Source organism: Halorubellus amylolyticus (genome assembly GCF_034808145.1).
GTDB lineage: Archaea > Halobacteriota > Halobacteria > Halobacteriales > Natrialbaceae > Halorubellus.
The window spans coordinates 797,767-823,730 of the sequence record NZ_JAXHGM010000001.1 but is presented as its reverse complement, the minus strand read 5'-3'; the positions used below and the strand labels follow the sequence as shown (position 1 = coordinate 823,730).

Here is a 25,964-nt window from a genome sequence, read left to right as displayed (position 1 = left end):
CGTTACTGCGGGCTCGGCGACCCGCCGCTCGCACCGGACCGACCGACCTTCTGCTCCAAGGCCTTCCCGGTGATGTTCTTCAGACGGTCGACGAGCGAGTCCTTCTCCGTCTCACCCGTCAGCGCGATCTCGAGGACCTCGCTGATGTGGTTCACGGGGATGACCTCGATCATCTCCTCGTACTCGTCCTCGATCATCACGTCCTGGCTGTTCGCCGCCGGGATGATGACCGTGTCGAGGCCCGCCTTCGCCGCCGCCTCGATCTTGTGCGTGACGCCACCGACGGGGAGCACGTCGCCGCGCACGGAGAGCGACCCCGTCATCGCGAGACTCTGATTCACCGGCACGTCCTCCAGCGCCGAGATGACCGCGGTCGCGACCGTGATGGACGCGGAGTCACCGTCCACGCCCTGCTGGCCGGCCTGCACGAACTGGATGTGGATGTCCTTCTCGCTGATGTCCTCGTCGCTGAACTTCTTGATGATCGCGGAGACGTTCTGCACCGCCTCCTCCGCCATCTCCTGGAGCTTCCCGGTCGCGATGACCTGCCCCGGCCCCTGCGACGGTGCGACCTCGGCCATCACGGGCAGGACGATACCGGAGTCCTCGCCCATGACCGCCAGGCCGTTCACGCGCCCGACCACGTCGCCCTCCGAGACGGTGAGCTCGTAGTCCTTCCGGCGCTCGATGTAGTCGTCGGCGAGCTGCTGCTCGATGGAGCGACTGCGGCGCTTCGCACGAAGCACGTCCTCCCGGGTCGTGTGCTCGCGGTCCTCCGCGCGAGCGATGTCGCCGGAGACGCGAACGAGCCCGCCGAGGTCGCGGAGCTTCAGCGTCAGGTGCTCCTTTCGGCCCGCACGACGCCGGGCCTCGAGGATGATCTCCTCGATCGCCGACCGCGTGAAGTGCGGGAGCCGCCCGTCCTTCTCGACCTCCTGCGCGATGAACCGCGCGTACTTCCGCCGCATCTCCGGGGTGTCCTCGATGGTGTCGTCCATGTACACCTCGTACCCGTACCCCTTGATGCGGGAGCGGAGCGCCGGGTGCATGTTCTCCATCGCGTCGAGGTTCCCCGCCGCGACCATGATGAAGTCACACGGCACGGGCTCGGTCTGCACCATCGCGCCGGACGACCGCTCGCTCTGACCGGTGATGGAGAACTTCCCCTCCTGGATGGCCGTCATGAGCTTCTGCTGGCTGCGGATGTCGAGCGTGTTTATCTCGTCGAGGAAGAGCACGCCCTTGTTGGCCTTGTGGATGGCGCCGGGCTCGACGCGGTCGTGGCTCGGCGTCTCCATCCCGCCGCTCTGGAACGGGTCGTGGCGGACGTCGCCCAGCAGCGCACCGGCGTGCGCGCCCGTCGCGTCCTCGAACGGCGCGGTCTGCTGGTCGGAGTTGTTCACGACGAGGTTCGGGATCATCGAGTCGGTGGAGCGACTCGAGTACCGGAACGCGAGGAAGACGACCCCCGCCGCGAGGATGCCGAGCAGGAGACTGCCCTGGATGAGCGCGTACCCGAGCACGACCGCGACGATGATGTACATCAGGAACTGGCGCATCTGGTTGCGCTTCCGCGCGTCCTCCTTGTGCGCCTCGATGATCTGGTCGCCCTTCCCGGCGGGCACGGTGCGGACCTTCGGTGCGTTCCCGTCGTCGGGGTTGTGGTAGACGAGGATGTCTTGGAGGTCCTCCTTCGGGAGGAGCTGGCTCATCGCCTTCGCCAGCATCGACTTCCCCGTCCCCGGGGAGCCGATCATCATGACGTGCCGGCGCTGCTTCGCCGCCTTCTTGACGATGTCGCGCGCCTCGTCCTGGCCGATGACCTGGTCCACGAGCCGCTCCGGGACCTCGATTTCGTCGGTGCTCTCGATCTGGAGGCCGCCGAGGAGGTCGTCTTCAGCGACCTCCTCGTCTATCTCTGCGTCGACTTCGACGTCGCTCCCGAGCCGGTCGATGTCCGGGCCGGTCGCCTCGTCGGAGCCAGCGTCGGACTCGCCGGAGTCATCGACTCCGGTCTCGGGGCCGCCGGGGACGCCCAGGTCCGGATGCTCGTCCCGGGGGACGTCCGTGTCCGGCTGACCGCTCCCCTCCTCGACCTCGTCGGGCGATTCGGGGCGTCCGTCGGTGGTGTCGCTGTCTTTGCTCATAGAAGTGATTCGCTATCGAAACGGAAGGGATTCGGACTGATATACTTTCCTCCTACTCGCCTCGACACCCGCATGGACTTTTCGCCGCCGAGACGGCTTCTGTGGCCGGTTTGTGCCTCGGGCGGCTTCCAGCACCGTTATAAATCAGCGTCGTGCAGGGTGAGACATGACGCGGGGTTTCTACATCGGTCGCTTCCAGCCCTACCACAACGGGCACCACAGCATGGTCGCCGAGATCGCGGCGGACGTCGACGAACTCGTTCTCGGCATCGGGAGCGCCGGTGATTCCCACACGACCCACGACCCGTTCACCGCCGGGGAGCGCATCATGATGCTCACGAAGTCCCTGCGCGAGTTCGACGTGACGACGTACGCGGTCCCCATCGAGGACCTCGACCGGAACTCGGTGTGGGTGAGTCACGTCCAGTCCATGTCGCCGACGTTCGACGTCGCGTACTCGAACAACCCCCTGGTCATCCGGTTGTTCACCGAAGCCGGTATCGAGGTCCGGCAGTCCCCGATGTTCAACCGGGACGTCCTCGAGGGCACGGAGGTCCGCGACCGCATGATCGCGGGCGAGGACTGGCGGTCGCTCGTCCCGGACCCGGCCGCGGACGTCATCGACGAGATCGGCGGCGTGGACCGCATCCAGCAGGTCGCGGAGACGGATTCGAACGGCGCGACCAGCGAGAAGGCCGACCGGGACTGACCGCGATGGCGTTGGCCGGTGACGAGGATAAACCGATAAGCGGCGCGTTCGTGAACGCCCGTGTATGATCACGTTGTCCTCTGACTTCGGGTCGCCGTATCCGGCGGCGATGCGGGGGGTGCTGTTGGGGCACGACCCGGACGCGCGACTGGTGGACGTGAGTCACGAGTTCCCGCGGCAGGACGTGCGTGCGGCGGCGTTCTGGCTGCGCGAGCTCCTGCCGTGCTTCCCGCCGGCGGTGCACCTGGTCGTGGTCGACCCCGGGGTGGGGACGGACCGGGCGGCGCTCGCGGTGCGGGCGGGCGAGCACGCGTTCGTCGCGCCGGACAACGGCGTGGTGGTGCCGGCGGCGCGCGCGCTGCTCGAGGACGACGAGTCGCTTCGCGCGTGGCGTCTCGACGACGAGGACGCGGCGTCGTCGACGTTCCACGGGCGGGACGTGTTCGCGCCGGCGGCCGGGGAACTCCATCGACTCGGGTTCGGTGAGTTCGTCGACCGCGTCGGTGCGACGCGCGTCGACGAGTTCGTCGACCGCGAACTCCCCGAGGCGACGTCGACCGAGTCGGGCGCGGTCGGCGAGGTGCTGACGGTGGACGACTTCGGGAACGTCATCACGAACGTCCCGGGGCGCGTGCTCGATAGCGTGGACGCGGTGCGCGTGAACGACCGCGAGGTCCCCGCGGTCGAGACGTTCGCCGCGGTCCCCGCCGGCCAGTGGCTCGCGACCGTCGGCAGTCACGGCTACGTGGAGTGCGACGTCAACCAGGGCCGGGGCGACCGCGCGTTCGACCTCGAACCCGGCGACGAGGTCCGGGTGGACCGCGTCGAATGACGGGCGTTCCGTGGATTCCGGTCAGTGCGTTCGACCTCCTGAACTGGCTGGGGTTGCTCGCGTTCGCGCTCGCCGGCGCGCTCGACGGCGCCGACGAGGGCCTGGACGTCCTCGGCGTCGCCGTCCTCGGCGTCGTCACCGCGCTCGGTGGCGGCATCACGCGCGACCTCCTCGTCGACCGGACGCCCGTCGCGCTCACCGCGACCGCGGACGTCCTCCTCGTCCTCGTCGGCGTCCTCGTCGCGGTCGCGCTCGTCCGGAACGGCCGGAAGCTGTCGACGGACTCGCTCGCCGTCCAGGTTCCCGACGCCGTCGGCCTGTCCGCGTTCGCGGCGACCGGTGCGATCGTCGCGGCCGAGGCCGGACTGTCCGCGTTCGGCGTGCTCGTGTGCGCGATGCTCACCGGAACCGGCGGTGGCGCGATACGGGACCTCCTCGTCGGTCGCACGCCCGGCATCCTCGTCGAGGACTTCTACGCGACGTGCACGCTCGCCGGCGCCACCGCGTTCTGGGTACTGCGCTCTGCCGGCGCACCACGGCCGAGCGGCGTCGCGGCGTGCGTCGGTCTCGCGTTCGCCCTCCGCGTGCTCGCTATCCGCTACGACTGGCACCTCCCGACCGTCGGCTGATGCGGCCGCACGGAAGCCGGCGCCGATGGCGACACTCCACTCGGGGAGACGACCGAGAAAGCGACGCGTCAGTCGCCCGAGAGGCCGTCCTCGACGACGTTCTCGACGTGCTCGGCCTCGCGTTCGACGACGTCGCGCTCGAAGTACAGGAGTTCGACGGCGATGACGACGCCGGCGACGGCGAGCACGAGCCAGAACGTCTCCCGTTGCGCCGCGTAGAGGTGGAGGAACATCAGCGGGAAGAACGCGAACGCGCCGACCGCGCCGACTGCGGGCAGCACGGGGTCGACGGCGTCGCGGTCGCGCTGGGCGAACGCGAGCGCGCTGACGCCGCCGAAGACGAGGATGAACGCGAGCGACGCGAACGACGTGATCGCGTCCAGGCTCCCCCACGCGGCGAGCGCGGCGGTGATCGCACCGAGGACGAGGACGGTCCGCGTCGGCAGGCCCTCGGCCGCCGCGTCCCCGACCTGGTCGGGGAGGAGGTCCGCGGAGAGCAGGCCCTTCGCGAAGTGCGCGCTCGAGAACAGCGTCGCGTTGATCGCGCTCCCCGTCGAGAACAGCGCTGACGCGGAGACGACGACCGCCGCGAGACCCCCGACGCCCCACGGCGACACCATCGTCCGCGCCGCGTCGACGAGCGCGGTGTGGGGATGCTGCTCCAGGGCTTGCGGGACGAGGTTCGTCGTGACGACCGCGACGAGGACGTAGATACCGACCGCGACCGGGATGGAGACGTACACCGCCGTCTTGATGGTCGAGACGGGGTCCGCGATGGACTCCTGGTCGTAGAACAGGAGCTGCCAGCCCTGGAACGCGACGAACGATATCGCGGCGCCCATCAGTGGCGTCACCGCGCCGAGGTCCGCGAGCCCGGACTGGAGCGACACCTCTGGCGCGTACCCGACCGCGTACGCAACGCCGACGACGCCGAACGCGAGGAGGATGCCGACCTTGAGCGCGACCAAGACCGCCTCCGCGACCCCGGTCGTCTGCGCGCCGAGGAGGTTCAGCGCGACGAACCCGGCGACCGCAAGCACCGAGATCGCCGGGCGGAGCCCGACGCCCATCGCGTGCTCGGGCACGGCGTCGAACCAGAGCGCGAACTCAGCGAACGCGAACGCGTACATCGCCATCGACCCGACGTACCCGACGAGGAGCGTCCACCCGACCATCCCCGCCATGGTCCCGGTATCGACGCGGCCGCCGAGCGCGTCGTCCGCGAAGGACTGTACGAACGTCACGCCCCCACCGCTTCCGTCGTCCAGCCTGTTCAGCGCGTTGAACGAGTAGCCGGCGGCGAGGGCGACCACGCCAGCGAGCGCGAACGCGACCCACGTCGCCGTCCCCGCGATGCCCGCGACGACGCCGAGGACCGCGTAGATGCCGCCGCCGATCATGCCGCCGAGCGCCATCGAGACCGCGCCGACGAGCCCCAGGTTCTCCGAGGTCATCGTTCGACCCGAACTCCGACGCGCACGCAGGAAGGAATCCGTTCAAAGAAGCTAGGCCGCTCGCTGCGGCCCCCGGCCCACGCTCGGTTCTCGACCCGGTCGCGTCCCCGATACTCGGCTCGGTCGTGTGTTCGGTGTTCGGTTCAGTCGCGACCGCGTCTCCGGGTCGGTTCCCCCGCTTCGAAGACGACGTCGAGGACGCCGCGCTGGGCCTTCCGGAGGTGCTGGTGGAACGTCGACGGCGCCAGGTCCAGCGACGCGGCGACCGTCTCCGCGTCCGCGTTCCGCGGCCACTCGAAGTACCCGGCGTGGTACGCCGCGTCGAGCGCGCTCCACTGGCGGTCCGTCAGCTCGGTCTCGAGCAGCCGACGGACGGTCGTCGCGTCCTCGCGCGACCGCGTCACCTGGACGTGTCGAAGCATCTGCGCGTCCGCGTACGCCGATTCGACCTCGTCGATGACGCGACGTGCGTCGACCGACGGCGACAGGTGGACCGTCAACCGGAGGTCGCCGTCGTCGAGGACCGCCTCGTCCACCTCGCCGCCGATCGCCGCGACCGTGGACAGCACCGGCGGGCTCGCGACGCGCAGTTCGAACGCGACGCCGTCCGCTCGCTCCCGGAACGTCAGCTCGCTCGAGTTCGGTGAGGCGTCCGCGAACGCCGCTATCGCATCGTGCGTCCCGGACGTCCCGCGACCGTAGAGGAGGAACTCCTCGTCGTCGACGGGAACGACGCTCTCGAAGACGACCGACGCGTCCGCGGGCGCGCTCCAGGCCTCCGCGGGCACGATGTCGGGTATCTGGAAGCCGAGTTCGACGACGTCGTCGCTCATGAGCGCGCGCTTCCGTTCGGCCGCCGCGATGGCGTGCCCGACGATCTCGCCGAGTCGCCCGAGGACCTCGCGTTCCTGCTCGTCGAACGCGTACCGGCGTTCGCTGTACACGTTCAGGACGCCGTACGTGGCGTCCTCGTGGACGACGGGGATGGCGGCCGACGACCGGAACCCGGCGGTCTCGGTCGCCGCCCGCCACGGCTCGTGCCGGGGGTCGGACGGGATGTCCCGCGAGGCGTGGACGTCCTCGGTGCGGAACGCGCGACCGGTCGGCCCGCCGCTGCGCTCGTCGTCCGGGTCGACCGTTATCGTCACCGAGTCGAGGTAGTCGTCGACGCCCGCCGACGCCCGGACGTTCACCGTCTGGGACGCGTCGGCGTCGCCGACCCACGCGAACGCGTACGAGTCCGCGGCGACCAGTCGCTCGCAGACCGCGGCCTCGATCTCCTCGCGCGTGGACTGGTCGACGACCGCGTCCGTGACGTCCGAGACGACCTCGTGGAGCGCGTTCAGCGCGGCGACGTCCTTCCGGCGTCTGACGAGTTCCGCCTCGTACCCGGCGCGGTCGATGGCGCCGGCGAGCGTGTTCGCGACCGACTGGACGAACGTGACGTCGTGGTCGGCGTACTCGCGTCGCTCCGTCGCGTGCGTCCCGAGGATACCCCAGGGGTCTTCGAACGGTCCGATGATCGTGCTGATACCGCTCTCAACGTCGTGACTCGTCAGGAGCTCCGGCCCCGAAATAGCCTCGTGCGCGTCGAGGTCCTCGACGACCACCGGGCGTTCGGTCGAGAGCGTGTGCGCGGCCTGGGATTCGCTCTCGACGGCGGAGACGGTGGCGGTGCCGACGACGCCGTCGTCCCACCCGACGCCCTCGCGTAACAGGAGCGACTCCCCGGGGGCGTCGAGTTCGAGTATCTTGCAGTAGTCCGTGCCGAGCGTCTCGGTGACGACCCGGCAGGCGTCCCGGAGGAGGTCGTCGAGCGAGTCGGCGGCGAGCGCGCGCTGCCCGAGGTCGGCGACGACGGACTGCTGTTGCATCCGCACCTCGAGTTCGCGCTCCCGCGCCCGGCGTTCGGTGACGTCGCGGACCGCACCGATGCGTTCGTGGCCGTCGCCCACGTCCATGAGCGCGAACGTCGCCTCCCCCACCCACGTCTCGCCGTCGGGGCGCCGGAGTTCGCTCTCGACGACCGCGGTCGACCGGTCGGCGGCGGCCAGCTCCGCCTCCAGTCGCTTCGCGCGCTCGACCACGTCCTCGTTCACGACCGTGGAGACGTGCGAGCCGACGAGGTCCTCGCGAGGCGCGCCGATCAGCTCCGCGTACGCGCCGTTGACGAGCGTGAGATAGCCGTCCTCGTCGACGGCGTAGATGCCGTGGTCGACGGTCTCCAGGACGGTCTCGTACCGGTCGACGGCTCGGTCGTCGGACGCCCGTCGCTCGGGGCCGTCGGCGACGCCGGTGGCGTCGGTGCGGCCAGGTGCGTCGTCGAGGCCGGGTGCGTCGGGCGGTTGCCACCAGACGCGGGCGTTCGCGCCGACCTTCTTCGTGTCGAGGTGGCCGCCGTCGACGAGTCGCTGCAGTCGGGTGTACGTGCTCCGTCGCCCGACGTCGAGCGCGTCCGTCACCTCCGGCGTCGTCCGTGGGACACCGGGTTCGAAGACGGACAGCGTCCGATGGAGTGCGTCGGTCAGTGTCGCGTTCGTCACGTCGTTCGCCTCGTGCTCCACCCGGACAACTCCATCGACGGAGGCCAGTACCTGGTCGCTATCTCGACGGATACGTCGGCAGTTGAGGGGGAGAACGAGACCGATTCGACTGCGGACGTCGGTATCGCGTCAGTATCGCCGTCGGCGCGGACCGAAGTAGTTCTAGGCGAGGGTTTCCCGCGTGGGTCCGTTCGCATACAGTGTCCGCGGACAGTCGCGGTCACCCCACCACCATGATCCCGATGACAAGCGACCACACGACTAAGCAGTCGTCGAGGGTGTCGTTCGACGAGAACACCCGACACCAATTGCTTGCCGACGAACGCCGACGGACGGCGTGCGACGTCCTCGTCGGGCGAGAACCGGACGTCCACCTCAGCGAGTTGGCGGACGCGGTCTCGCGTCGCGAAGCGAGCGACACGGGGACCGCGTCCGCGGAGGAGGTCGGCCTGACACTGCACCACGTCCACCTGCCGCTCCTCGACGACGCTGACGTCGTCGACTACGAGGCCAGCACGAACTGCGTGACGCCCCACGACGCGCCGCTCGACGAACTCGTCGACTGACCCACAGCGTAGTCACCCCCACCGAACACCCATCACCCCCATCGAGCGCTCACCACCCGCTGACGCCGAACCCCACCACCCGCTGAAACCGGACGCCCACCACCCACTAACCGTTCGTCGTCTCTCGTTCTCCAGTACAATCGCGGCGAGCAGACGGGACGCCGTCGACGCAGTCAGAACGCGAACCGAGTGGAAGCCGTCAGTTCGCGGCGATGATGTCGTCGATGCGGACGATCATCGTCGCCGCTTCGGTCGCCGCGGCGATGGCGCGACCGGCGGCGATGTTCGACCGCTGTGCGTCGCTGCCGCGCGTTCGCGTACTGTCCTCGTCGAGGACGAACGGCGGCTGACCGCTCGTGGTGCGTCGTGCGTAGGATGCCTGAGACACGTGTAAGACCCACTACCTATTGGCTCGATGTCGTATATCTACTTTACCGCAGAATACCGACGCTTGCATGCGATTAGCACGCCGTCTCCGTCCCCGACCGACGACCTGTCGCATCGCGTTCCCGTGGCCGGTAACGACTTACGGACGGCCGAGGAACTCCGGGACAGATGCTGGAGCTGGAACACCGGTTCCGCGTGGTCGACGTCCACGCCACCCTCGCGCCGGATCGAGACGACGGCGGCCGCGCACGCGCCGTCGACCCGGAACGACTGGAGCGCGAGATGCGGCAGGCCGGAATCGTCCGAAGCGTCGTCTTCCCGGAGACCCAGGACGCCGACACCGACTACCTCACCGCGAACAACGGCGTCGCACGTCGAAGCGTCGACCGACCGTTCGTCGCGTTCGCTCGCCTCACCGGCCCACGCGACCCCGGGACCGCCGCGACCAGTCGCCTGAAGAACCTCGCCGCACGCCGCCGCGACCACCACACCGACCCCGAGACCGTCGAGCAGTACGCGTACGACGACCGTTTCCACGGGTTCGTGCTCGACCCCGCGACCGACGGCCTCCCCGACGACGCCGTGCTCGACGCGCTCGAAGCCGTCGACCTCCCCGTCGTCGTCCAGGGCGGCAGCGGCTTCCCGCCGGCGGACGTCGCCGACACCCTCCTCTCGCGGTCGTTCACCGTCGTCCTCGCCGGCTTCGGCGGCTACCCGCTGCAGCGCGAGCTGATGCACGACGCCATCTCCCTGCTCGATCGCTACGACGACTGCTACCTCGACACGAGCCACGTCCGGTTCCGCGACCCCCTCGAACGCGCGCTCATGGAGCACCCCGACCGCGTCCTGTTCGGGAGCGGCGTCCCCGACGCACACCCGAACGTCGCCATCATGGAGGTCCTGACGCTCGACGTCAGCGAGGACAAGATGCGTCGCACGTTCTCGAAGAACGCCACCAGGATCGTCCCGGAACTCGCGTCCGACGGCCGCTGAGGTCGCCGCCGCCGTCGACGCGAGCGCCCGTCAGAGCTCGTACCGGGTGACCGCGCGGTCCGCACGCGAGGAGATACCGTTCGGGTTCCGCGAGTCCGAAGGCATCCGTTTCCGCGCCGCGAGCCCGTCCTTCGCGCCGACGGCGATCCCTTCGAAGACGCCCTTGCCGTTCGCGAGCCACGCCGACGGCGTGCTCCCGCCGCCGACGACGTCCCGGAGCGCTCGCGCCCCGTCTATCGTCGCGGTCTTCGCGACGTGTGCGAGCGCACCGTGATGGACGCCGTAGTTCTTCGCGAGCCGGTACGCGAGCGACCGATACCTCGCCCCCCAGTCCGCCGGCTCGCGACCGCCGTCGGTCTGGAACTCGCCACGCACGCACACGTCGCCGTTCCACGTGACGTCGAAGTCGAGCGCCGCGATGCGATGCGAGACGTCCCGCGACCCACCCGTCTCGAGGTACTCGTCGAACCCGTCCACCGCGTCCAGCGCTTCGCGCGTGAACGCGCCGTTGTCGCCGTTGACGAACGTCACGTCCCGGCCCGCGACCGTCCGCGTCTCCCGGGACTCCGTCGTCACGCCCGCTCGAACCGTCCGATGGGTCGGGCCCGTGACGACGTCCGCGCCAGCCTCGACGCTCTCTACGATCGCGTCCGCCCACCCGTCCTCGACCGCGAGGTCGTACCGGACGAACGCGACGACGTCACCGCTCGCCGCCTGCACGCCCGCGTTCCGCGCGACGTTCAGGTTCCGCTCGGAGAGCTCCACGAGAACGTCCACGTCCTCGCGGTCGCGGACCATCCCCGTCGTGCCGTCCGAGGACGGGCCGTTCACGACCACGACCTCGGCGTCCGGGGCGTCGGCCGCGAGCGCGTCGAGAGCCCGGCCAAGTTGCTCCCGGCCGTTCAGCGTCGACACGACAACCGAGAGGTGCATAGCCCATCGAAGGGCGGACTCGTATAAAAATCGTCTCCTCTCGACCGCACGACCACAGGAACCGAGAGAATCCGCGCCGATAAGCCCATTTTGTGAACCTGGGTCCGGATGGCTATGCGTTCTCCGGAAGCGAAAGCGCCAGAGAGTACGCGACCGCTCGACTCGAAGGTCGGCGTCGCTGGCCGATTACGGCTCGAAGGTCGGTGTCGGCGGCCGACGAGAGGTCGGACGTCGGGGAGAGGAGGCCGGGGAGCGGCTAGACGCGCGTGTCCCAGTACGAGACCGATGCGAGCCGGTCGAACCCGGGGACGGACAGGAGCTTCGTGTCGAGCGACCGGAACGCGCTCGCGACGTCGTCGGGTATCTGGCGGTAGAAGCCGTACGGGAACACGAAGTCGTGTTCGGCGTTCACGAGTTCGAGGTCCGACTTCTCCAGGAGCGAGTCGACCTCGTATCGAGAGTAGAGCCGCGACCCCATCGGGAGCGCCCAGTTGTATATCGAGCGCGCCGAGAATCGGTTGAACGTGTCGAAGAACACCTGGTCCTTCGAGACGCGTCGGAGTTCCGCGAGGAACGACTTCGGGGTGTCCGCCAGATGGAAGAACCGCATGGCGACGACGCTGTCGAAGTGGTCGTCGGGGAACGGCAGGCGGGCGGCGTCCCCGCGCATGAACTCCAGGGTGTCGGACACGCCCGCGGCCTGCGCCTTCTCACGGCCCTCTTCGAGCATCGCCGCGGAGATGTCCATCCCGACGATGTCCGCGCCGCGTTCGGCGAGCATCACGGTGAAGCGGCCGGTCCCGCACGCGACCTCCAGCACGCGCTTGTCCTCGAGCGGGCCGAGGGCGTCCAGTACCGCCTCCTTCTCGCGGCGGTCGATGAGTCGACCCCCTCTCGAGAAGCGCTTGTCGTCGTACTCCGCGGCCACGTCGTCGGCCTGATACCACTCCTGTCCCTTCACTGTATCCCTCGGTAGGCCACTGCTGGGATAAAACGGTACTGAACTTTCGCCACGCACGTATTTGTGCCACGATACCATACCACAGCGTATGGCGCACTGTAGACACTGCGACGCCGACGTCGACGTCGAGGCGCTCGTCCGCCACGAGCGAGACGACCTGCTCCGCGTTCACTGCCCCGAATGCAACGGGCTGCTCGGTGCGTACCGCGACCCCTCCACGCCGCGGTCGACGTAGCGAACCCACTCGCGGTCGGCGTGACGACGCCCGCCGCGGAGGGGAGCGCGGTCACCCGCTCGTGACGACGCGGTCCGGTTCGATGCGGACGACGACCCGTGGCCCGCCCTCCTCGCCCTTGTGCGGGTACTCGTCCTGCTCGAAGTACCGCTGGGTCAGCGAGTCGATGTGCTCGAAGGACTCGTCCTCGTCGACCGCGACGACGCTCCCGCGTACCGACACGTATCGGTACGGGTCCTCGGGGTCGCTCACCTCGATGCCGACCTTCGGGTCGCGCTCCACGTTCCGCTCCTTCCGTCGGCCGCGAGCGGTGTTCACGAGGACGTGCCCGCGCTCGACGTCGTAGTCCACCCAGACGGGCGTCACCTGCGGCGTCCCGTCCGGCATCAGCGTCGCGAAGTGCGCGAAGGACTTGCGCTCGAACAGGTCGTGGAACTCCGGCGGAATCTCGGCCATGCCCGAGGGCTCGCGCGCCGGCGACAAAAGCCGTCGCCCCCGGGCAACGCCGACCGGCTCGCGACGCCCGGCGTGACACGTGCTCGCACAGCGGACCCGACCCCTGTTCCGAGCACCGAACCATCTTAAACACTTCCCCTTCCTTGGTAATAATACACCTTATATTGTTCGTACAGTTTGTATCCCACTGTAGCCAACCTTTAACACTACCGTCGGCTGTCTCGGTGGTATGAGCATGAGTGCCGCGGACGACCGCTCGCAGAACGACGACGTACTCTCAGACGCCGAATACCGCGACCGCCTCCGCGAACTCCCGCCGAGCGCGAAGCTCGTCTCCAAGGTCCTCGAGAGCGACTCGCCGCTCTCGCAGGGCCAGCTCGCCGAGGAATCGCTCCTCCCCGACCGCACCGTCCGGTACGCCCTCAACCGCCTCGAGGACGAGGACCTCGTGAACTCGCGGTACTCCTTCCAGGACGCACGCAAGCAGGTCTACTACCTCAACGTCTGACTGGCGACCCGACGAATAGCTCACGACCGACGTACCCGACCACAGCCACCCTCGCCGCCGACCGTCCTCACTCCCGTCAGGTCCACTCCGTTCCGCGGTCAGGCTCTCCGGTCAACCGTTCTCCACGCCGCCCGACCCGTCGTCGAGCGCCATCACTATCAGCGACCGCACCGTTCGCTCGCGCATGAACGTCACGCGCGTCCCCGTCGACGTCGCGACGCGAGCACCGACCGGGTCGACGAACGCGTACGTCGTCGGCGAGGACCCAGCGGTCCTCGTCGACCCGGCCGCCCGCACCGACGCGCTCGACGACGCCGTCGCCGACCGCGGCGTCGAACACGTCGTCGTCACGCACACGCATCCCGACCACGTCGGCGCGGTCGCACACTACGCGGACGCACTCGACGCGACCACGCACGCCCGCTACGGTCGCACCGACCTGTTCGCGGACGCGACCGGCGTCCACCCCGACGAGACGTTCCGCGAAGGCACCACGTTCGCGGACCTGACCGTCGTGGACACGCCCGGGCACGCCGTCGACCACGTCGCGTTCCGCGCGGGCGACGCGGTCCTCTGCGGCGACCTCGCGGTCGCCGCCGGGAGCGTCGTCGTCGGCCATCCCGAAGGCGACCTCCGCGCGTACCTCACCGCGCTCCGTCGGCTCCACGCCATGGACCCGGGCGTCCTCCACCCGGGTCACGGCCCGACCGTCGAGCAGCCGCGCGAGACGTGCGAGCGACTTCTCGCACATCGACTCGACCGCGAGCGGACGGTCCTCGACGCCGTCGCGGACGGTGCCGACACCATCTCCGCGATCACCGACGCCGCGTACGAGAAGGACGTCAGCGACGTCCGCGACCTCGCCGAAGCGACCGTGCACGCGCACGTCCAGAAGCTCGTCCACGAAGGCCGCGTCCGCTGGGAGCGCGGGCGCATCCACGCCACGAGCTGACCCGACGCGGAGCCACCGCTATCGCCGACCGGCTTCGCGACCGCGGCCGGCGCTCGTCGTCGCGGGGACGACGAGCGCCTTTTGTCCGTGGGTCTCGTCGACGACGACGTGGACTCCCTGGAGACCGAACTCGACCGCGCTCACGACCTCAACGAGTCCGAGCTCGCCGACGCCATCGAGACCATCGGGTTCGAGTGCACGCGCTGTGGCGCGTGCTGCAAGAGCGAGGCCGACGACCCCCATACGGCGACCGTGTTCCCCGACGAGGTACGGACGCTCCAGGCGTCGAACGACCGCGCAGTCGACGACGGCGACGTGGACGACGACGCGGGGGGAGACGGGACCGCCGACGAGGAGTCGTATGATTGGCGTGACGTCGCACGCCCGATGCCGTACGGACTGACGGAGACGACGGACGGCACGGTCAGCGGCGAGACGTTCGAGTGGGCGCTCCAGACGGACGCGTGCGGCGACTGCGCGTTCTACGAGGAGGCCGCCGACGGCACCGGCGCGTGCTCGGTCCACGAGGACCGACCGCTCATCTGCGAGACGTATCCGTTCAGCGTCGCTCTCGGCGGCACCAGTCAGCCGATGGGCGACGCCGTGGACGAGGCCGGCGTGGTCCGCGCCCACGAGTGCGAGGGCCTCGGTCGTGACATCGCGCGCGAGGACGCCGAAGCGCTCGCCGCGGCACTCAAGGAGCGCGCCGTCCGCGAGCTCGAGGAAGCGATCGGCGTCCGCGACAACTACGAACCCGTCGACGCCGATGACGACGTCGTCGTCCACGACTCCGAAGGCGCGAAGCGCGAGGACGGCACGCCACTCGCGGACGAGACGCCCGCCGAGGACACCTGAACGCATCCGTCCCGGCGCGTTCTCACGCACCCTCAAATGATGGGTGTCTTTTATTGTGGCGTGGCGGTGTACGTACAGACGAGATGAGTCAGTCAGTCGAGTACCGGTTCGAGTGCCCGGAATGCGCCGAATCCATCGACGTCAACGAGTCGATGAAGGAGGCCATCCAGGCGCACGGCTGCGTCGTCTGCGGGACGCCCGCTCCGGACGGCGCGTTCAACTCGCCGTGACCGCTCGAACCGCCGTCACCGCTCGAACCCCCACCGGTTCGCCCGTCGTTCGCTCCGTCACTTAGACACGTTCCGTCGCCCCGTGATGGTGTCCGGAACGAGCTTGTTCACCGTGAACTCGATGTCCTCCTTCGCCTGCTCCCACACCTCGAACTCGGGGGTGCGCGCCTTCCCGAGTCGCTCCACGTCCGTCGGCGTCAGCTCTGCCTTCGGGATGCGAACGAGCTCACCGGCCGCCACGACGCTCTTGATGTCGAGCGAGCCGTCCGCCGTCGCCGCCTCCTCGTACACCACGAGCTGCGCCGGACAGGGCTCGTCGACGAACGCCGCTTTGGTGCTGTCGTCGTCGTACCCGAGGCGGAGGTAGAACTCGCCGTCGTCGGTCGCGTACCCGTACGAGACCGGGAACGAGTAGGGGACGTCGTCGCGAGCGAGCGAGAGCACGCCGGTCCCCGCGTCACCGAGGAACGCCTCGATCTCCGTCGTCGTCAGCGATACGCTACGTACGTCGGCCATCACGAGGTACTCCGGACCTGGCACACGTAAAACCCGTGGGGTTGCGATGACCGCGACCGACGGTCATTCGAGGATGGCGTCGAGGAGCTTGCTCTGTGCGGCGGCGAGGTGTTCGCTGAACGTCGACCGCGTGATGTCGAGTTCGGTGGCGACCTCGCCGGCGTTCGCGCCCTTCGGGTGCTGGAAGTACCCCATCCGGTGCGCGGTCTCGAGCACCTCGAGCTGTCGTTCGGTGAGGCGACTGCGGTCGACGAACACGAGGTTGTGCGCGCCGGCGTCGCCCGTGGACCGGAGGAGGCGCTTGACGTCGAGCGACGGGAACTGTTCGCGGAGGTCGGCGACGAGCGCCTGCAGCGCGGTCATGTCGGGGACGTGGAACGTGACGTGCACGCCGTCGGTCCGGATGGCGACGTCGGCGGTCGGACAGTCGTGCGCTTCGACGACCTCGCAGGGACAGGCGACGTCGCGGTCGCGTTCGAACCGGTAGGTCGCGTGGTCGCCGTAGTCGAACACGAGTCGCGGGGTGACGTCGGGGTCGGTGCCCGCGGGTCCGTCGGCGGTCTCGCCGTCCGATTCCTCGTCGGTACCGCCCGTCTCGGCGTCGGTTGCGTCAGTGCCCGCCGTCTCGGCGTCGGCTGCGTCGGTACCGCCGACGTCGACGCCGACGGGGTCGGCGAGCAGGAACTCCTCGACGACGCGCTCGCCATCGCGCGAGACCGCGCGCGTGACGTCCTCGGCTGTCGTCCCGGTGTCGTCGACGACGCGCGTCGCCGGACAGCCGGTGGGGCCGTCCACGCGTATCTCCGCTCGGATGCCGTCGCTCATGTCGGTGGCGTCTCGACGCACTCCCGTAATTCCTTCCCCGAACTGACTTAAACCCCCATCGTTCTATGGGTGTCAAGACGAGGGGCACCCGTCAGTATGTTGTAGTAAGAACGACCCCATGTCCGCACAGCGTGCTCCCGACCAGATTGGTATCGAGCAGACGACCGAAGTCGACACCGACGCGCTCCTCACGGCGCTCCAGGACGAGGACTGCCGCGCCATCGTCCAGGCGGTCGAGGACGAGGCGCTGTCAGCGAGCGAACTCGCGGAGACGTGCGACCTCCCGACGTCGACGACGTACCGGAAGCTCGACACGCTCACCGACGCCGCGTTGCTCGACGAACGCCTCCGGCTGTCGTCGTCCGGGTCGCACGAACGCGAGTATATCGCGGGACACGTCGACCTCACGATCTCCGTCGGCTCCGGTGCGACCGTCGACGTTGAGGCGGAGTCGAACGCGGCGGACCAGTTGCGCGCGCACTCGATGGCGGACTGACCACCGTCGTCCATCGAACGCCCCAACACGTCCATCCGCGGCAGGAACCGACGCTCGACGCTTCGTAGCCGCTTTGCGGTCCGTACCGCGCCTGCGCCGACCACGCAGTCGCGCGGTGGTACGAGCCGACCGTCGGGTCAGATACCCTTGCCCATGAGGTGACTGCGGAGGACGTCGGCCTCCTTGTTCCCGGTCCCGGTGTTGACGATGACGACGGTGTCGTCGTCGTCGAACGCGTCGTCCTCGGCGAGCGCCCACGCGCCCGAGGCGGCCGCGGCGCACGTCGGCGCCATCTCGACGCCCTCGTTCTGCGCGACCGAGACGGCGGCGTCGAGTATCTCCTCGTCGCTCGTCGCGACCGCGCGCCCGCCGGATTCGCGGACCGCGTCCAGCACGAGATGGCTCGCGCCCGGGTCCGGAATCTCGATACCGCCACAGATTGTGTCCGGGACGTCCCACGGCTCGTGGCGCTCCGTCCCGTCGTCGAACGCCTTCACGATCGGCGCGCAGCCCTCGGCCTGTGCGACGTGGAACGCCGGCTCGTCGTCGACGAGGTCGAGGTCGCGGAACTCGCCGGCGGCCTTGTGCATCCCGACGAGGCCGACGCCGCCGCCGGTCGGGTAGACGACGTGGTCGGGCGCCTCGAAGTCGAGCTGTTCGGCTATCTCGCAGTACATCGTCTTCTTGCCCTCGTGGCGGTACGGCGTGACGAACGTCTTCACCGAGTACCAGTCGTCGTGCTCGTCCATCGCCTCGGCGTACGCCTCCCCGGCGTCGTCGATGCGGCCGCCGACGACCGTCATGTCGCCGCCGTGGACGTTCACCATCGCCTTGTTCGTGAACCCGGACCGAGCGGGGAGGAACACGTGCGAGTCGAGGCCGGCGCGGCCCGCGTACGCGCTCGCCGCCTGCCCCGCGTTCCCCGCGGAGGCGAGCGCGACGTCGGTCGCGCCGTGCTCGACCGCGGCGGTCACGGCCGGCGACTGCCCGCGGTCCTTGAACGTCCCCGTCGGGTTCCGGCCCTCGTCCTTGACGTACACCGACCCGACGCCGAGTTCGTCCGCGAGCGACGGGCACTCGACGAGCGGCGTCGCGCCCTCGTCCATCGACACCGCGGTCTCGCGCGAGAACGGGAGGAGCTCCTCGTACCGCCACATCGAGTCGAACGGGCGTTCGCGGAGCGTCTCGCGCGTGAGGTCGACGGCGTCGTAGTCGTACGCCGGGTCGAGGATGCCGTCGCAGTCCGGGCAGCGATGCGTCGCGGTCGCCGCGTCGAAGCGTTCGCCGCAGTCGACGCACTCCAGGCCGACGAAGCCGTCCGTCGTATCCATGGTCGGGCGTTCGGACGGCCGGGACTAATCCCTGTCCATCGCGGCGGCCGGCGAGGAGCGAACGGATTCCCCGGGTCGTTATGCCGTCGACGCTCCAACGGCCGGGTATGGACGACGCAGACGTGGTCGTGGTCGGGAGCGGACTGGCGGGGTTGGTCGCCGCGCGACGGCTCGCGGCTCGCGGCGCGGACGTCACCGTTTTCGAGCGCGAGCACGACGTCGGCGGGCGCGTTCGCTCGCGTCGCGAGGACGGGTACACGTTCGACCGCGGGTTCCAGGTCATGTTCACCGCGTACCCCGCGGTCCGGAGAGAGCTCGACCTGGACGCGCTCGACCTCCGGGACTTCCGGCCGGGCGCCATCATCGCTCGGGACGGCCAGCGGTCGGTGCTCGCGGACCCGTTCGGTGACCCCGAAGCCATCGTCGAGTCGGCGCTGAACCGCGAGGTGACGATCGGTGACAAGCTCCGGACGCTCGCGCTGCGCCGGGACCTCTCCGGCGAGGACCCCGCGACCCTTCTCGCTGACGGCGACCGGACGACCCGCGAGTACCTCGAGGACCGCGGGTTCAGCGACCGGTTCGTCGAGCACTTCGCCGCGCCGTTCTACGGCGGCATCACGCTCGACCGGTCGCTGTCGACGAGTTGCGGCGTGTTCGAGTACACGTTCGCGATGCTCTCGCGCGGCCGCACCGTCGTCCCGGCAGACGGCATGGGCGCCGTCACCGCACAGCTCGCCGAGCGCGCCGACGCCGCCGGCGTGGACGTCATCCACGATACGCCCGTCCAGACGGTCGACGGGCGCGCGGACGGGGCGAGCGTCTCCGTCGACAGCGAGACCGTGGACGCGGACGCGGTTGTCGTCGCGACCGACCCGACCGCCGCGCACGCGTTGACGGGCGTCGACGTCCCGACGACCGGGAAGGCGTGCGTGACGCTGTGGTTCGCCGCACCGGACGGCCTCGACCTCGGAACGAAGGGTCGCATCCTCCTGAACGCCGCGGACGACCGCCCGAACCAGATCGTCCACCACACCGAGGTCGCGCGAGAGTACGCGCCGGAGGGCGCCGACGTGCTCTCCGCGACCTTCCTCGGCGAGCAGGACGCGAGCGACGACGCGCTCGCCGAGGAGGTCCGGTCGACGCTCTCGTCGTGGTACCCGGAACGGCACGTCGACGGCCTGGAGTGCCGGCACGTCGACCGACTCTCGTTCGCGCAGTTCGCTCAGCCACCGGGCTTCCAGGACGACCTGGCGGACGTCCGCGACCCCGACGGTCGCGTGTACCTCGCCGGCGACCACACGCGCTGGTCGAGCATCCAGGGTGCGCTCGAGAGCGGGCGCGTCGCCGCGGAGGCCGTCGCCGCGGACACCTGAGGACGCCAGTAGCGGTCGTCGACACCCGTCCGTCCGTTCAGAGGTGCGCGCGCAGGTCGCCGAGCGGCGGGAACCACAGCGGTTCGCGCGCGTCAGCGTCGTACACCACCGGCCGGAGCGCGTTCGCGTCCGTCACCAGCGGCGACGAGAAGTCGTCGGTCCACATCCCGTTCACCTCGACGCCCGCTGCCAGTTCTGTGAAGCTCGGGAGCAGCAGGACGTCGCTCCCGCGGTACGTCCCGGGACCGTAGAGGTACGTCGGGCGTCGCTGGCCCTCGATGTCGATGGTCGGATGGTCGTGGCCGACGACGTAGAGCGCGACGTCGCTCGCGGACGCGGCATCCTCCGCGGGTGGCTCGTGCCCGTGGCAGACGACGACGTCGTCGAACCGATGACAGTCGGGCGTGGGCGCGTCGAGAACCCCTGGGAGTTGCGGGTCGTGGTTCCCCGGCGTCGCGACGAGGTCCGCGCCCGCAGCGGCGACGCTCGCGACGAGTTCGTCGAGCGTCTCGCGAGCGACCGCGGGAACGTACTCGAACCGATGGAGCACGTCACCCGCGAAGACGACCGTCTCGGGCGCGAACGCGTCGAGGAGCGCCTCCAAGCGGTCCCGGAGGTGCGCTCGCTCCCCGACCGGGAAGTCGACGTCGCTCGCGTCCGCTCGCCCGACGTGGAGGTCCGCGAGCACGAGCACGTCGCTCCCGGAGACGTAGACGGCGCGGTCGCGGAACGCGAGGTCGTCGCGACCCGGCGTCGACGTCGCCCCGGCACCCGTCATCGGCGCGGTGACGGACTCGTGGTCATTCCCCGCCGTCGGCACGCACCGCCGAGTCCTCGACGTCCAGCGCGCTCTCCAGGTCGTACTCGCTCCCCGTCGCGACGAACAGCACCTCCTCGAGGACGCCCAGCATCTCCGGGAGTTCCTGGACAACGATCCACGTGATGCCGACGAGCGCGAACACCGACCCCGTCTGCGCGAGGACGCTATGCGCGAACCAGAACGACGCGTGCGACGCCTCGACGCCCGCCAGCGCCGCCAGATCGAGGACCGCCCCGTGCTGGAACCAGCCCTTCCCCGCCGCGATCGCGACGAACACGTTCCGGAACAGGTTCAGCACCCAGATGATGCCGATGGCGAGCGCGAACGACTTCACCTTCCGGCGGACGGGTGCGTCCACCGCGGCGATGAGGCCCGCGAAGATCGCCATCGACCCGATACCGGTACACGCGTAGACGATGTACGTCGCGAACTCGCTGAACACGATCATGTTCTGGTACCCGAACTCCGGACCGTTCGTGTACCCCGGGCTGTACCCGAGCAACTGGACGCCCCAGTACGTCTGGTCGGCGACCAGTTCGATGAGGAACCGCCGGACCGCCGGTATCGCCTGCGTCGGATAGTAGATGACGCCCATCAGGAAGACCGCCCGCGAGAGCGTGTACAGACCGTCGCGACCGTTCCACAGCAGATACCCCGTGTAGAGACAGGCCGGGACGGCGACGATGGCGAGCACGCCCTCGATCGCGGACGCCTTCGTGAACAGGAAGTGCGGCGCGACGACGCCCCAGAACGCGGCGAACAACGCCCACGCCCCGGCGTACGCGTACCGGGCGCCGTCGCGGCGGCGAGCGATGTCGAGGACGGCACCGAGGAGGAACGCGGCGAGGACGAGCCACCCGAGGAGGTCAGAGCCGACGGTGACACCGCCAACGCTGACGGACTCGACGGACAGCGGAATCGACATACAGGAATGGAGGTCGCGTCGCCATATAGACTTGTTGCCCTCGCGTCGAGGGCGGTCACGACCGCGCACGCACCGCGCGACCGCCGGTCGGCCTACGGGGCCCGTGAACGCGTCGTCGACGGCGTCGACGTCGCTCCCTCGGGGTCGACGTCCGGGTCGGCGTGCGCCTCCGCGGTCGCGTACGCCTCGCGGACGCGCGCGAACGCGTCCTCGCTCCCGCCGTGGTCCGGATGCGCCTCCTTCACGCGGTCGCGGTACGCCGCCCGGACCGCGTCCACGTCCGCCGACGGCGACAGCCCGAGCACGTCGAACGCGTCCCGGACGACGTCCTCCGGGTCGGCATCCTCGTCGTACCACTCGACGACCGGCACCTCGAACGGCAACCGGCCACCGAGATGATGCCCGTGCATCTCGTGCTCGCACAGCACCGCCGTCGTGCTCGTCGCCCGCAGCCGGAAGTACGCCTGCGCGTCGAACGTCACCGCCACGTCGCGCTCGGGCAGGTAGAACGCCACCTCCTCCCCGTCGAGCTTGTGGTCCTCCACGAACGCCTCCTCGATGGCGTCGAGGTACTCGCGGATCTCGACGCGACGGCGACCCTCGCTCGAGACCGACGCTCCCGATGCCGAACCGTGCGCTCGCCCGAGGTCGTCGAACACCCACTCAGCGACCGCGAACGTGCACGCGGCGACGACCGTGAACGCACCCGCCAGCGACACGCCCGTCAGTACCCACGGCGGCAGGCTCGCCACCCACTCGAAGAGGTCGACCCCGTACACGACTGTTCGCCAGGTGGTACGGGACGCGCGCACAAATGTGCCACGCCGACAGCAGTCGATGCGGCGACATCCACGTCGACGGCAGCGGACCCGACGACACCCCGCTCGCTGACCGCGGCCTCGCACCGACGAACGCGAGAGTGTCGACAGCCGTACATCCCACGGTTTTTGACCCCACGCGCGTCAACGAACACGACATGAAGGTCCCGAGACGCCACCTCCTCCGTGCGGCCGCCGCCAGCAGCGCCGTCGCCGGCAGCCTCGGCCTCGCAGGCTGCCAGACGCTCACCGAGACGCCACACCTCCTCGTCGTCGAGAACGAGACCGATACCGCCCACGCCGTCACCATCGTCGTTCGACGCGCGACCGACGGCACGACCAGCGACCCGCGAGCCGAGACCACCGGAACGAGCCCGCGGTTCGTCGTCGACTTCACGTACGACGTCTCCGCGGGCGGGCGACAGGAAGGCCCCGGCGTCCTCCCGACCGAGGACACCTACGAGGTCGTCGCCACCGCCCCCGACATCGGCACCGCCCGCACCACGTACATCGACCGCGAGAGCGTCCGCATCACGCTCACCGACGGTGACATCGCCGTCGAGACGTTCAGCCCCAGCTGACTCGACACGACACCTCAACGCAGCGCCGCCGCTCTCCCCCGTCGCTCGACGGAAGAACACCGAACCGCGACACTCCCTACCCGATGTACCGGAGGTCGTCGTCCGCGACCTGCGGCGACTGCTGTTGCTCCATCTGCTGAATCTTCTCGATGACGTCCTCCATCTCGTCCGCGCGCTCCTCCAGGGACTCGTACTCGACCTCGATCTCGAACAACTCCACGAGCACCTCCAGGACCGCACGCGCGCTCTTCGGGTCGACGAGATACCCCGACGTCTCGCCCATCAGGCACGCCGCGTCCATCCCACGGCGCCCGCCGAGCCCGAGCACGAGCCCGGACACACCGACGATACCGCCCGCGGGCTCGTCCTCGCGGAACTCCACGCCGACGTCCTCCAATGCCTCGACGCGCGCCTCGCTGGACGCCGCACCGAGCACGTCGTACTCCTCGATGAGTTCGCCCGTCGGCACGCCACCGAGCGCGTACGCCGACTCGCACCCGAACGCCTCGGCGATGTCGAGGAACGCGTTCGCCATCCGATAATGCCCCTCGTTGCTCTGCGCCTGATGGTCGCCGGTCAGCACGAGCAAGTCCCGCCCGTCCGTCTCGACCGCGTGGAACTCCGCGTGCGTCAACTCCGCGACGCCGTCGTCGCCCACGTCCACCTGCGGCGGCAGGTCGTTCGAGTACACGCGCCGCACGAGCGTCGACTCCAACTCCTCCAGCAGGTGCTCGGCGGCGAGCTTCCCGACGTGCCCAACACCGGGCAGTCCTTCGAGGAACACCGGCTCGTCGAGTTCGACGTCCGCGACCACCTCGATGTCGAGTGCATCCATACGCGCTACTCGCGGGCGCGTCGCTTAAGTTTGCGTCGGTACTCGCCCCAGCGGTCCTCGGGCGAGAACGGCGCCGGCGCCGAGTTCACCGCGTCCGCACCGCACTCCGGGCACGTCTCGGCGAACGTGTACACCGGTCGGTCGTGCGCGGACGCCCACGCCGAACAGACGCGGATGTCCGAATGCATCTACTCGTCGTCGGTGTGGCGCTCGCGGTGATAATCGCCTTCGCCACCGACCGCCTCGATGGCCTCGCGAGCGCGCGCCGCACTCGCCTCCAGCTCGGACTCCGCGGTCTTGTAGTTCGGCGCCTGCACCTTGATGCGGTACTCGGGCGCGCCGACGTACGTCACCGACAGGTCGACCTCGTCGGGGACCTCGTCGTCGCCCTCGCCCGCCTGCATCGCCTCCTTCACGTCGTCCACGCCGTCCGGGTTCGAGGACTCCAGGTCGACGTAGCCCGTGACGTTCACGTACGGAACCGAGACGTTCTCTCGGGCCGTCTCCACGAGCGACGCGACCTCGTCCTCGTCGAGATCGGTCTTCTCCAGGGCGCTCTCGCCGTGAATCGCCGCTTCCTCGAACCCGTCGTACAGACTCCCGAACTGGCCGAGGAGTTCGTTCGCCACGCTCGCGTACTGGTCGTCGCTGACGTCCTCACCGAACGCGAGCAGCATCCAGTTGTCCGCCTTCCGCTCGTTCTTCCAGTCCTGGATCTTGTCCGAACGCTGGTGGTCGTTGACGTCCTTCAGCGACAGGTCGATCTGCTGTGAGGACTCGTCCACGTCGAGGACCTTGCAGACGACGGTCTGACCGACGTTCACGTGGTCGCGGACGTTCTTAATCCAGCCGCTCGCGACCTCGCTGATGTGGATGAGCCCGCGCTTGTCCTCGTACTCCTCGAGGTCGACGAAGACGCCGAAGTCCTCGATCTCGTCGATCTTGCCGACGACGAGCTCGCCGTTCTCGGGCCACCCGCTGTACTTCATCGTGCCTCTACGACGCCCGTGACCTCACCTTCGAGGTCGGCTTTCCCGCCGGTCGGGTGGGCGAGCGTGTGCCCACAGACGGCGCAAGCGACCTCGCTCGAGGCCTTCTCGAAGACGCTCTGTTCGCTCTCACAATCCGGACACGTGACGGTGATGAAACTTCCTGCCATTGATCTACTCCTGGAATTCGAGACGCCCGGTACGCCATCCTTCGCGGAGGTGGGCCTTCCCGCAGTCGCTGCAGCGGTACTTGAGGTCGGTCTTCTTCGTCGGCTTCTCGCCGGACGGCACCTTCGAGAACTTCCCGGAGTTACCGATGGAGGAGATGGCGCGCTTGCGCTGTCGGCCCTGGACCTTCGTCATGCCTGTGGGTCGACCGCCACGGACCTTCTCCACTTCGTGCTCGTGGTGCTCGTTGCAGTGCGGACAGTACGTGTTGAACCGGCGTGGCATCTTCATAGATATCTACCTTGACGTGGGTTTGTTCGCGGGCGCTTAAAACCGGTACGGTTCACGGCGAAGGCGGGTCTCCGGGGAATCCACCGGCAGGGGCGGTCTTGCGGGAGTGCGTCGGGGTGGCGGTCGGTGCGCGTCAGTGCTCGTCGTCGACGTCGAGGGGTCGGCTGCCGTCTGCCTCCGCGCTGTCGGCGCGTCCCGCGTCGACCGCGGAGCCGGCGGCCGCCGCAGAATCGGCGTCGAGTCGTGCGTCGACCCTCGCGTGGCCGCCGCTGGCGTCGTCGAGCGTCGCTTCGAGCGCGTTCACGTCGGCGGTTGCGGCGTCGACGTCCCGACGGAGCCCGTCGACGAGTTCGGTCGCGGTCCCGTGCTCGTCGATGATGGCTTCGAGCGCGTCGGCGTACGCGGCGAAGTCCTCGAGTCGCGCGTGCTCGTAATCCGGTAGTGGACCCGTATGTGGTTGTCGTCCGACTCGATACCCTTGTCGACGCGAACCCCGTCCTTCCGCGTCGTCGTGTTGCTGAGACTGCCTGTGATTGCCATTGACTCCCCCCCTCCGTGCGTTCCTATCGGACCCCGACACCATTAAGTTCACTTCCGAAAGTGCGG

General features: G+C 69.2%; 32 protein-coding genes. 13 read left to right on the top strand and 19 right to left on the bottom strand.

Annotated elements, in window-relative coordinates; translation table 11 throughout:
• Window positions 1-2: 2 nt before the first annotated feature.
• Window positions 3-2,147 carry an ATP-dependent protease LonB gene (gene lonB, locus SM754_RS04175; protein ID WP_323674945.1) on the bottom strand — a complete coding sequence of 715 codons (2,145 nt, stop codon included), beginning with the start codon at window positions 2,145-2,147 and terminating at the stop codon, window positions 3-5.
• A 166-nt stretch (window positions 2,148-2,313) separates the two neighbouring features.
• Here lonB and SM754_RS04170 point away from each other — a divergent pair, with 166 nt between their 5' ends.
• From SM754_RS04170 to SM754_RS04160, 3 genes are all read left to right on the top strand, one after another.
• Complete coding sequence (locus SM754_RS04170) at window positions 2,314-2,856, top strand: nicotinamide-nucleotide adenylyltransferase (RefSeq protein WP_323674944.1); 543 nt, start codon at window positions 2,314-2,316, stop codon at window positions 2,854-2,856.
• Between the two features lie 64 nt (window positions 2,857-2,920).
• Window positions 2,921-3,688 carry an SAM hydrolase/SAM-dependent halogenase family protein gene (locus tag SM754_RS04165; RefSeq protein ID WP_323674943.1) on the top strand — a complete coding sequence of 256 codons (768 nt, stop codon included), beginning with the start codon at window positions 2,921-2,923 and terminating at the stop codon, window positions 3,686-3,688.
• A complete protein-coding gene (locus tag SM754_RS04160) occupies window positions 3,685-4,317 on the top strand; it encodes a trimeric intracellular cation channel family protein (protein ID WP_323674942.1) in 633 nt (210 codons plus the stop codon). Before SM754_RS04165 ends, SM754_RS04160 begins: the two co-directional genes overlap by 4 nt.
• Before the next feature lie 68 nt (window positions 4,318-4,385).
• Here SM754_RS04160 and SM754_RS04155 read toward each other — a convergent pair whose 3' ends face one another.
• Window positions 4,386-5,771: an APC family permease gene (locus tag SM754_RS04155; protein ID WP_323674941.1), complete on the bottom strand. Its 1,386-nt coding sequence runs from the start codon at window positions 5,769-5,771 to the stop codon at window positions 4,386-4,388.
• Between the two features lie 143 nt (window positions 5,772-5,914).
• Window positions 5,915-8,335 carry a GAF domain-containing protein gene (locus SM754_RS04150; RefSeq protein WP_323674940.1) on the bottom strand — a complete coding sequence of 807 codons (2,421 nt, stop codon included), beginning with the start codon at window positions 8,333-8,335 and terminating at the stop codon, window positions 5,915-5,917.
• 212 nt (window positions 8,336-8,547) lie between these two features.
• Here SM754_RS04150 and SM754_RS04145 point away from each other — a divergent pair, with 212 nt between their 5' ends.
• Complete coding sequence (locus SM754_RS04145; protein ID WP_323674939.1) at window positions 8,548-8,880, top strand: DUF7344 domain-containing protein; 333 nt, start codon at window positions 8,548-8,550, stop codon at window positions 8,878-8,880.
• 199 nt (window positions 8,881-9,079) lie between these two features.
• Here the strand turns inward: SM754_RS04145 and SM754_RS04140 are convergent, their stop codons facing one another.
• Window positions 9,080-9,268 (bottom strand): hypothetical protein, encoded by a 189-nt coding sequence (locus tag SM754_RS04140; RefSeq protein ID WP_323675259.1) that lies wholly within the window; start codon window positions 9,266-9,268, stop codon window positions 9,080-9,082.
• A gap of 167 nt (window positions 9,269-9,435) precedes the next feature.
• Here SM754_RS04140 and SM754_RS04135 point away from each other — a divergent pair, with 167 nt between their 5' ends.
• Window positions 9,436-10,260 carry an amidohydrolase family protein gene (locus SM754_RS04135; RefSeq protein WP_323674938.1) on the top strand — a complete coding sequence of 275 codons (825 nt, stop codon included), beginning with the start codon at window positions 9,436-9,438 and terminating at the stop codon, window positions 10,258-10,260.
• 30 nt (window positions 10,261-10,290) lie between these two features.
• Here the strand turns inward: SM754_RS04135 and SM754_RS04130 are convergent, their stop codons facing one another.
• Together SM754_RS04130 and SM754_RS04125 are read right to left on the bottom strand one after the other, a co-directional pair.
• Window positions 10,291-11,193, bottom strand: coding sequence for a glycosyltransferase family 2 protein (locus SM754_RS04130; RefSeq protein ID WP_323674937.1), 903 nt, complete (start codon window positions 11,191-11,193; stop codon window positions 10,291-10,293).
• Window positions 11,194-11,449: 256 nt separating this feature from the next.
• Window positions 11,450-12,154, bottom strand: a complete 705-nt coding sequence (locus SM754_RS04125; RefSeq protein WP_323674936.1) for a class I SAM-dependent methyltransferase — start codon at window positions 12,152-12,154, stop codon at window positions 11,450-11,452.
• Between the two features lie 88 nt (window positions 12,155-12,242).
• On the opposite strand from SM754_RS04125, the gene SM754_RS04120 reads away from it, so the two are divergent.
• Entirely contained in the window at window positions 12,243-12,389 is a 147-nt protein-coding gene (locus SM754_RS04120) for a hypothetical protein (RefSeq protein ID WP_323674935.1), read from the top strand.
• Between the two features lie 51 nt (window positions 12,390-12,440).
• Here the strand turns inward: SM754_RS04120 and SM754_RS04115 are convergent, their stop codons facing one another.
• Complete coding sequence (locus tag SM754_RS04115; RefSeq protein ID WP_323674934.1) at window positions 12,441-12,845, bottom strand: pyridoxamine 5'-phosphate oxidase family protein; 405 nt, start codon at window positions 12,843-12,845, stop codon at window positions 12,441-12,443.
• A gap of 229 nt (window positions 12,846-13,074) precedes the next feature.
• Between SM754_RS04115 and SM754_RS04110 the strand changes: the two genes are divergently transcribed.
• The 4 genes from SM754_RS04110 (at window position 13,075) to SM754_RS04095 (ending at window position 15,390) form a co-directional block, all read left to right on the top strand.
• On the top strand, window positions 13,075-13,353 hold the full coding sequence (locus tag SM754_RS04110) for a helix-turn-helix domain-containing protein (RefSeq protein ID WP_379761780.1): 279 nt from the start codon (window positions 13,075-13,077) through the stop codon (window positions 13,351-13,353).
• A gap of 184 nt (window positions 13,354-13,537) precedes the next feature.
• Window positions 13,538-14,305: an MBL fold metallo-hydrolase gene (locus tag SM754_RS04105; RefSeq protein WP_323674933.1), complete on the top strand. Its 768-nt coding sequence runs from the start codon at window positions 13,538-13,540 to the stop codon at window positions 14,303-14,305.
• Window positions 14,306-14,413: 108 nt separating this feature from the next.
• Window positions 14,414-15,160, top strand: a complete 747-nt coding sequence (locus tag SM754_RS04100; protein WP_323675250.1) for a YkgJ family cysteine cluster protein — start codon at window positions 14,414-14,416, stop codon at window positions 15,158-15,160.
• 83 nt (window positions 15,161-15,243) lie between these two features.
• Window positions 15,244-15,390, top strand: coding sequence for a DUF7560 family zinc ribbon protein (locus SM754_RS04095; RefSeq protein WP_323674932.1), 147 nt, complete (start codon window positions 15,244-15,246; stop codon window positions 15,388-15,390).
• Between the two features lie 57 nt (window positions 15,391-15,447).
• Here SM754_RS04095 and SM754_RS04090 read toward each other — a convergent pair whose 3' ends face one another.
• Both SM754_RS04090 and SM754_RS04085 read right to left on the bottom strand, forming a co-directional pair.
• Window positions 15,448-15,906, bottom strand: coding sequence for a pyridoxamine 5'-phosphate oxidase family protein (locus SM754_RS04090; protein WP_323674931.1), 459 nt, complete (start codon window positions 15,904-15,906; stop codon window positions 15,448-15,450).
• Window positions 15,907-15,969: 63 nt separating this feature from the next.
• On the bottom strand, window positions 15,970-16,731 hold the full coding sequence (locus tag SM754_RS04085) for a helix-turn-helix domain-containing protein (protein WP_323674930.1): 762 nt from the start codon (window positions 16,729-16,731) through the stop codon (window positions 15,970-15,972).
• 118 nt (window positions 16,732-16,849) lie between these two features.
• Here SM754_RS04085 and SM754_RS04080 point away from each other — a divergent pair, with 118 nt between their 5' ends.
• Window positions 16,850-17,227, top strand: a complete 378-nt coding sequence (locus SM754_RS04080) for a helix-turn-helix domain-containing protein (protein WP_323674929.1) — start codon at window positions 16,850-16,852, stop codon at window positions 17,225-17,227.
• A 137-nt stretch (window positions 17,228-17,364) separates the two neighbouring features.
• Here SM754_RS04080 and SM754_RS04075 read toward each other — a convergent pair whose 3' ends face one another.
• A complete protein-coding gene (locus SM754_RS04075) occupies window positions 17,365-18,558 on the bottom strand; it encodes a threonine synthase (protein WP_323674928.1) in 1,194 nt (397 codons plus the stop codon).
• Between the two features lie 107 nt (window positions 18,559-18,665).
• Here SM754_RS04075 and SM754_RS04070 point away from each other — a divergent pair, with 107 nt between their 5' ends.
• Window positions 18,666-19,931: an NAD(P)/FAD-dependent oxidoreductase gene (locus SM754_RS04070; protein WP_323674927.1), complete on the top strand. Its 1,266-nt coding sequence runs from the start codon at window positions 18,666-18,668 to the stop codon at window positions 19,929-19,931.
• 37 nt (window positions 19,932-19,968) lie between these two features.
• On the opposite strand, the gene SM754_RS04065 is transcribed toward SM754_RS04070, so the two are convergent.
• The 3 genes from SM754_RS04065 to SM754_RS04055 all read right to left on the bottom strand — a co-directional run bounded on the left by SM754_RS04065 (window position 19,969) and on the right by SM754_RS04055 (window position 22,455).
• Window positions 19,969-20,709, bottom strand: a complete 741-nt coding sequence (locus SM754_RS04065) for a metallophosphoesterase (RefSeq protein ID WP_323674926.1) — start codon at window positions 20,707-20,709, stop codon at window positions 19,969-19,971.
• Between the two features lie 22 nt (window positions 20,710-20,731).
• The gene (gene artA, locus SM754_RS04060) at window positions 20,732-21,676 is read right to left on the bottom strand and encodes an archaeosortase A (RefSeq protein ID WP_323674925.1); all 945 of its coding nucleotides are present in this window, start codon (window positions 21,674-21,676) and stop codon (window positions 20,732-20,734) included.
• A gap of 92 nt (window positions 21,677-21,768) precedes the next feature.
• The gene (locus SM754_RS04055) at window positions 21,769-22,455 is read right to left on the bottom strand and encodes a J domain-containing protein (RefSeq protein WP_323674924.1); all 687 of its coding nucleotides are present in this window, start codon (window positions 22,453-22,455) and stop codon (window positions 21,769-21,771) included.
• 197 nt (window positions 22,456-22,652) lie between these two features.
• Between SM754_RS04055 and SM754_RS04050 the strand changes: the two genes are divergently transcribed.
• On the top strand, window positions 22,653-23,075 hold the full coding sequence (locus tag SM754_RS04050) for a hypothetical protein (RefSeq protein WP_323674923.1): 423 nt from the start codon (window positions 22,653-22,655) through the stop codon (window positions 23,073-23,075).
• A 76-nt stretch (window positions 23,076-23,151) separates the two neighbouring features.
• Here the strand turns inward: SM754_RS04050 and SM754_RS04045 are convergent, their stop codons facing one another.
• The 6 genes from SM754_RS04045 to SM754_RS04020 all read right to left on the bottom strand — a co-directional run bounded on the left by SM754_RS04045 (window position 23,152) and on the right by SM754_RS04020 (window position 25,941).
• Complete coding sequence (locus SM754_RS04045) at window positions 23,152-23,910, bottom strand: proteasome assembly chaperone family protein (RefSeq protein WP_323674922.1); 759 nt, start codon at window positions 23,908-23,910, stop codon at window positions 23,152-23,154.
• Between the two features lie 5 nt (window positions 23,911-23,915).
• A complete protein-coding gene (locus SM754_RS04040) occupies window positions 23,916-24,098 on the bottom strand; it encodes an RNA-protein complex protein Nop10 (RefSeq protein WP_323674921.1) in 183 nt (60 codons plus the stop codon).
• Entirely contained in the window at window positions 24,099-24,899 is an 801-nt protein-coding gene (locus SM754_RS04035; RefSeq protein WP_323674920.1) for a translation initiation factor IF-2 subunit alpha, read from the bottom strand.
• Window positions 24,896-25,069 (bottom strand): 30S ribosomal protein S27e, encoded by a 174-nt coding sequence (locus SM754_RS04030; RefSeq protein WP_323674919.1) that lies wholly within the window; start codon window positions 25,067-25,069, stop codon window positions 24,896-24,898. The genes SM754_RS04035 and SM754_RS04030 overlap by 4 nt, the downstream gene beginning before the upstream one ends.
• A gap of 4 nt (window positions 25,070-25,073) precedes the next feature.
• Complete coding sequence (locus tag SM754_RS04025) at window positions 25,074-25,358, bottom strand: 50S ribosomal protein L44e (protein ID WP_227131739.1); 285 nt, start codon at window positions 25,356-25,358, stop codon at window positions 25,074-25,076.
• 133 nt (window positions 25,359-25,491) lie between these two features.
• Window positions 25,492-25,941, bottom strand: a complete 450-nt coding sequence (locus SM754_RS04020) for a hypothetical protein (protein WP_323674918.1) — start codon at window positions 25,939-25,941, stop codon at window positions 25,492-25,494.
• Between the last annotated feature and the right edge of the window lie 23 nt (window positions 25,942-25,964).

What these genes read in the sequence shown, in the direction of transcription:
- SM754_RS04160 (WP_323674942.1), top strand. Translation starts at nt 3,685, where the DNA reads ATGACGGGCGTTCCGTGGATTCCGGTCAGTGCGTTCGACCTCCTGAAC.
- SM754_RS04070 (WP_323674927.1), top strand. Translation starts at nt 18,666, where the DNA reads ATGGACGACGCAGACGTGGTCGTGGTCGGGAGCGGACTGGCGGGGTTG.
- SM754_RS04090 (WP_323674931.1), bottom strand. Translation starts at nt 15,906, where the DNA reads ATGGCCGACGTACGTAGCGTATCGCTGACGACGACGGAGATCGAGGCG.
- SM754_RS04170 (WP_323674944.1), top strand. Translation starts at nt 2,314, where the DNA reads ATGACGCGGGGTTTCTACATCGGTCGCTTCCAGCCCTACCACAACGGG.
- SM754_RS04045 (WP_323674922.1), bottom strand. Translation starts at nt 23,910, where the DNA reads ATGGATGCACTCGACATCGAGGTGGTCGCGGACGTCGAACTCGACGAG.
- lonB (WP_323674945.1), bottom strand. Translation starts at nt 2,147, where the DNA reads ATGAGCAAAGACAGCGACACCACCGACGGACGCCCCGAATCGCCCGAC.
- SM754_RS04095 (WP_323674932.1), top strand. Translation starts at nt 15,244, where the DNA reads ATGAGTCAGTCAGTCGAGTACCGGTTCGAGTGCCCGGAATGCGCCGAA.
- SM754_RS04165 (WP_323674943.1), top strand. Translation starts at nt 2,921, where the DNA reads ATGATCACGTTGTCCTCTGACTTCGGGTCGCCGTATCCGGCGGCGATG.
- SM754_RS04025 (WP_227131739.1), bottom strand. Translation starts at nt 25,358, where the DNA reads ATGAAGATGCCACGCCGGTTCAACACGTACTGTCCGCACTGCAACGAG.
- SM754_RS04035 (WP_323674920.1), bottom strand. Translation starts at nt 24,899, where the DNA reads ATGAAGTACAGCGGGTGGCCCGAGAACGGCGAGCTCGTCGTCGGCAAG.
- SM754_RS04110 (WP_379761780.1), top strand. Translation starts at nt 13,075, where the DNA reads ATGAGCATGAGTGCCGCGGACGACCGCTCGCAGAACGACGACGTACTC.
- artA (WP_323674925.1), bottom strand. Translation starts at nt 21,676, where the DNA reads ATGTCGATTCCGCTGTCCGTCGAGTCCGTCAGCGTTGGCGGTGTCACC.
- SM754_RS04040 (WP_323674921.1), bottom strand. Translation starts at nt 24,098, where the DNA reads ATGCATTCGGACATCCGCGTCTGTTCGGCGTGGGCGTCCGCGCACGAC.
- SM754_RS04065 (WP_323674926.1), bottom strand. Translation starts at nt 20,709, where the DNA reads ATGACGGGTGCCGGGGCGACGTCGACGCCGGGTCGCGACGACCTCGCG.
- SM754_RS04030 (WP_323674919.1), bottom strand. Translation starts at nt 25,069, where the DNA reads ATGGCAGGAAGTTTCATCACCGTCACGTGTCCGGATTGTGAGAGCGAA.
- SM754_RS04155 (WP_323674941.1), bottom strand. Translation starts at nt 5,771, where the DNA reads ATGACCTCGGAGAACCTGGGGCTCGTCGGCGCGGTCTCGATGGCGCTC.
- SM754_RS04135 (WP_323674938.1), top strand. Translation starts at nt 9,436, where the DNA reads ATGCTGGAGCTGGAACACCGGTTCCGCGTGGTCGACGTCCACGCCACC.
- SM754_RS04120 (WP_323674935.1), top strand. Translation starts at nt 12,243, where the DNA reads ATGGCGCACTGTAGACACTGCGACGCCGACGTCGACGTCGAGGCGCTC.
- SM754_RS04115 (WP_323674934.1), bottom strand. Translation starts at nt 12,845, where the DNA reads ATGGCCGAGATTCCGCCGGAGTTCCACGACCTGTTCGAGCGCAAGTCC.
- SM754_RS04130 (WP_323674937.1), bottom strand. Translation starts at nt 11,193, where the DNA reads ATGCACCTCTCGGTTGTCGTGTCGACGCTGAACGGCCGGGAGCAACTT.
- SM754_RS04020 (WP_323674918.1), bottom strand. Translation starts at nt 25,941, where the DNA reads ATGGTGTCGGGGTCCGATAGGAACGCACGGAGGGGGGGAGTCAATGGC.
- SM754_RS04080 (WP_323674929.1), top strand. Translation starts at nt 16,850, where the DNA reads ATGTCCGCACAGCGTGCTCCCGACCAGATTGGTATCGAGCAGACGACC.
- SM754_RS04075 (WP_323674928.1), bottom strand. Translation starts at nt 18,558, where the DNA reads ATGGATACGACGGACGGCTTCGTCGGCCTGGAGTGCGTCGACTGCGGC.
- SM754_RS04050 (WP_323674923.1), top strand. Translation starts at nt 22,653, where the DNA reads ATGAAGGTCCCGAGACGCCACCTCCTCCGTGCGGCCGCCGCCAGCAGC.
- SM754_RS04145 (WP_323674939.1), top strand. Translation starts at nt 8,548, where the DNA reads ATGATCCCGATGACAAGCGACCACACGACTAAGCAGTCGTCGAGGGTG.
- SM754_RS04085 (WP_323674930.1), bottom strand. Translation starts at nt 16,731, where the DNA reads ATGAGCGACGGCATCCGAGCGGAGATACGCGTGGACGGCCCCACCGGC.
- SM754_RS04105 (WP_323674933.1), top strand. Translation starts at nt 13,538, where the DNA reads ATGAACGTCACGCGCGTCCCCGTCGACGTCGCGACGCGAGCACCGACC.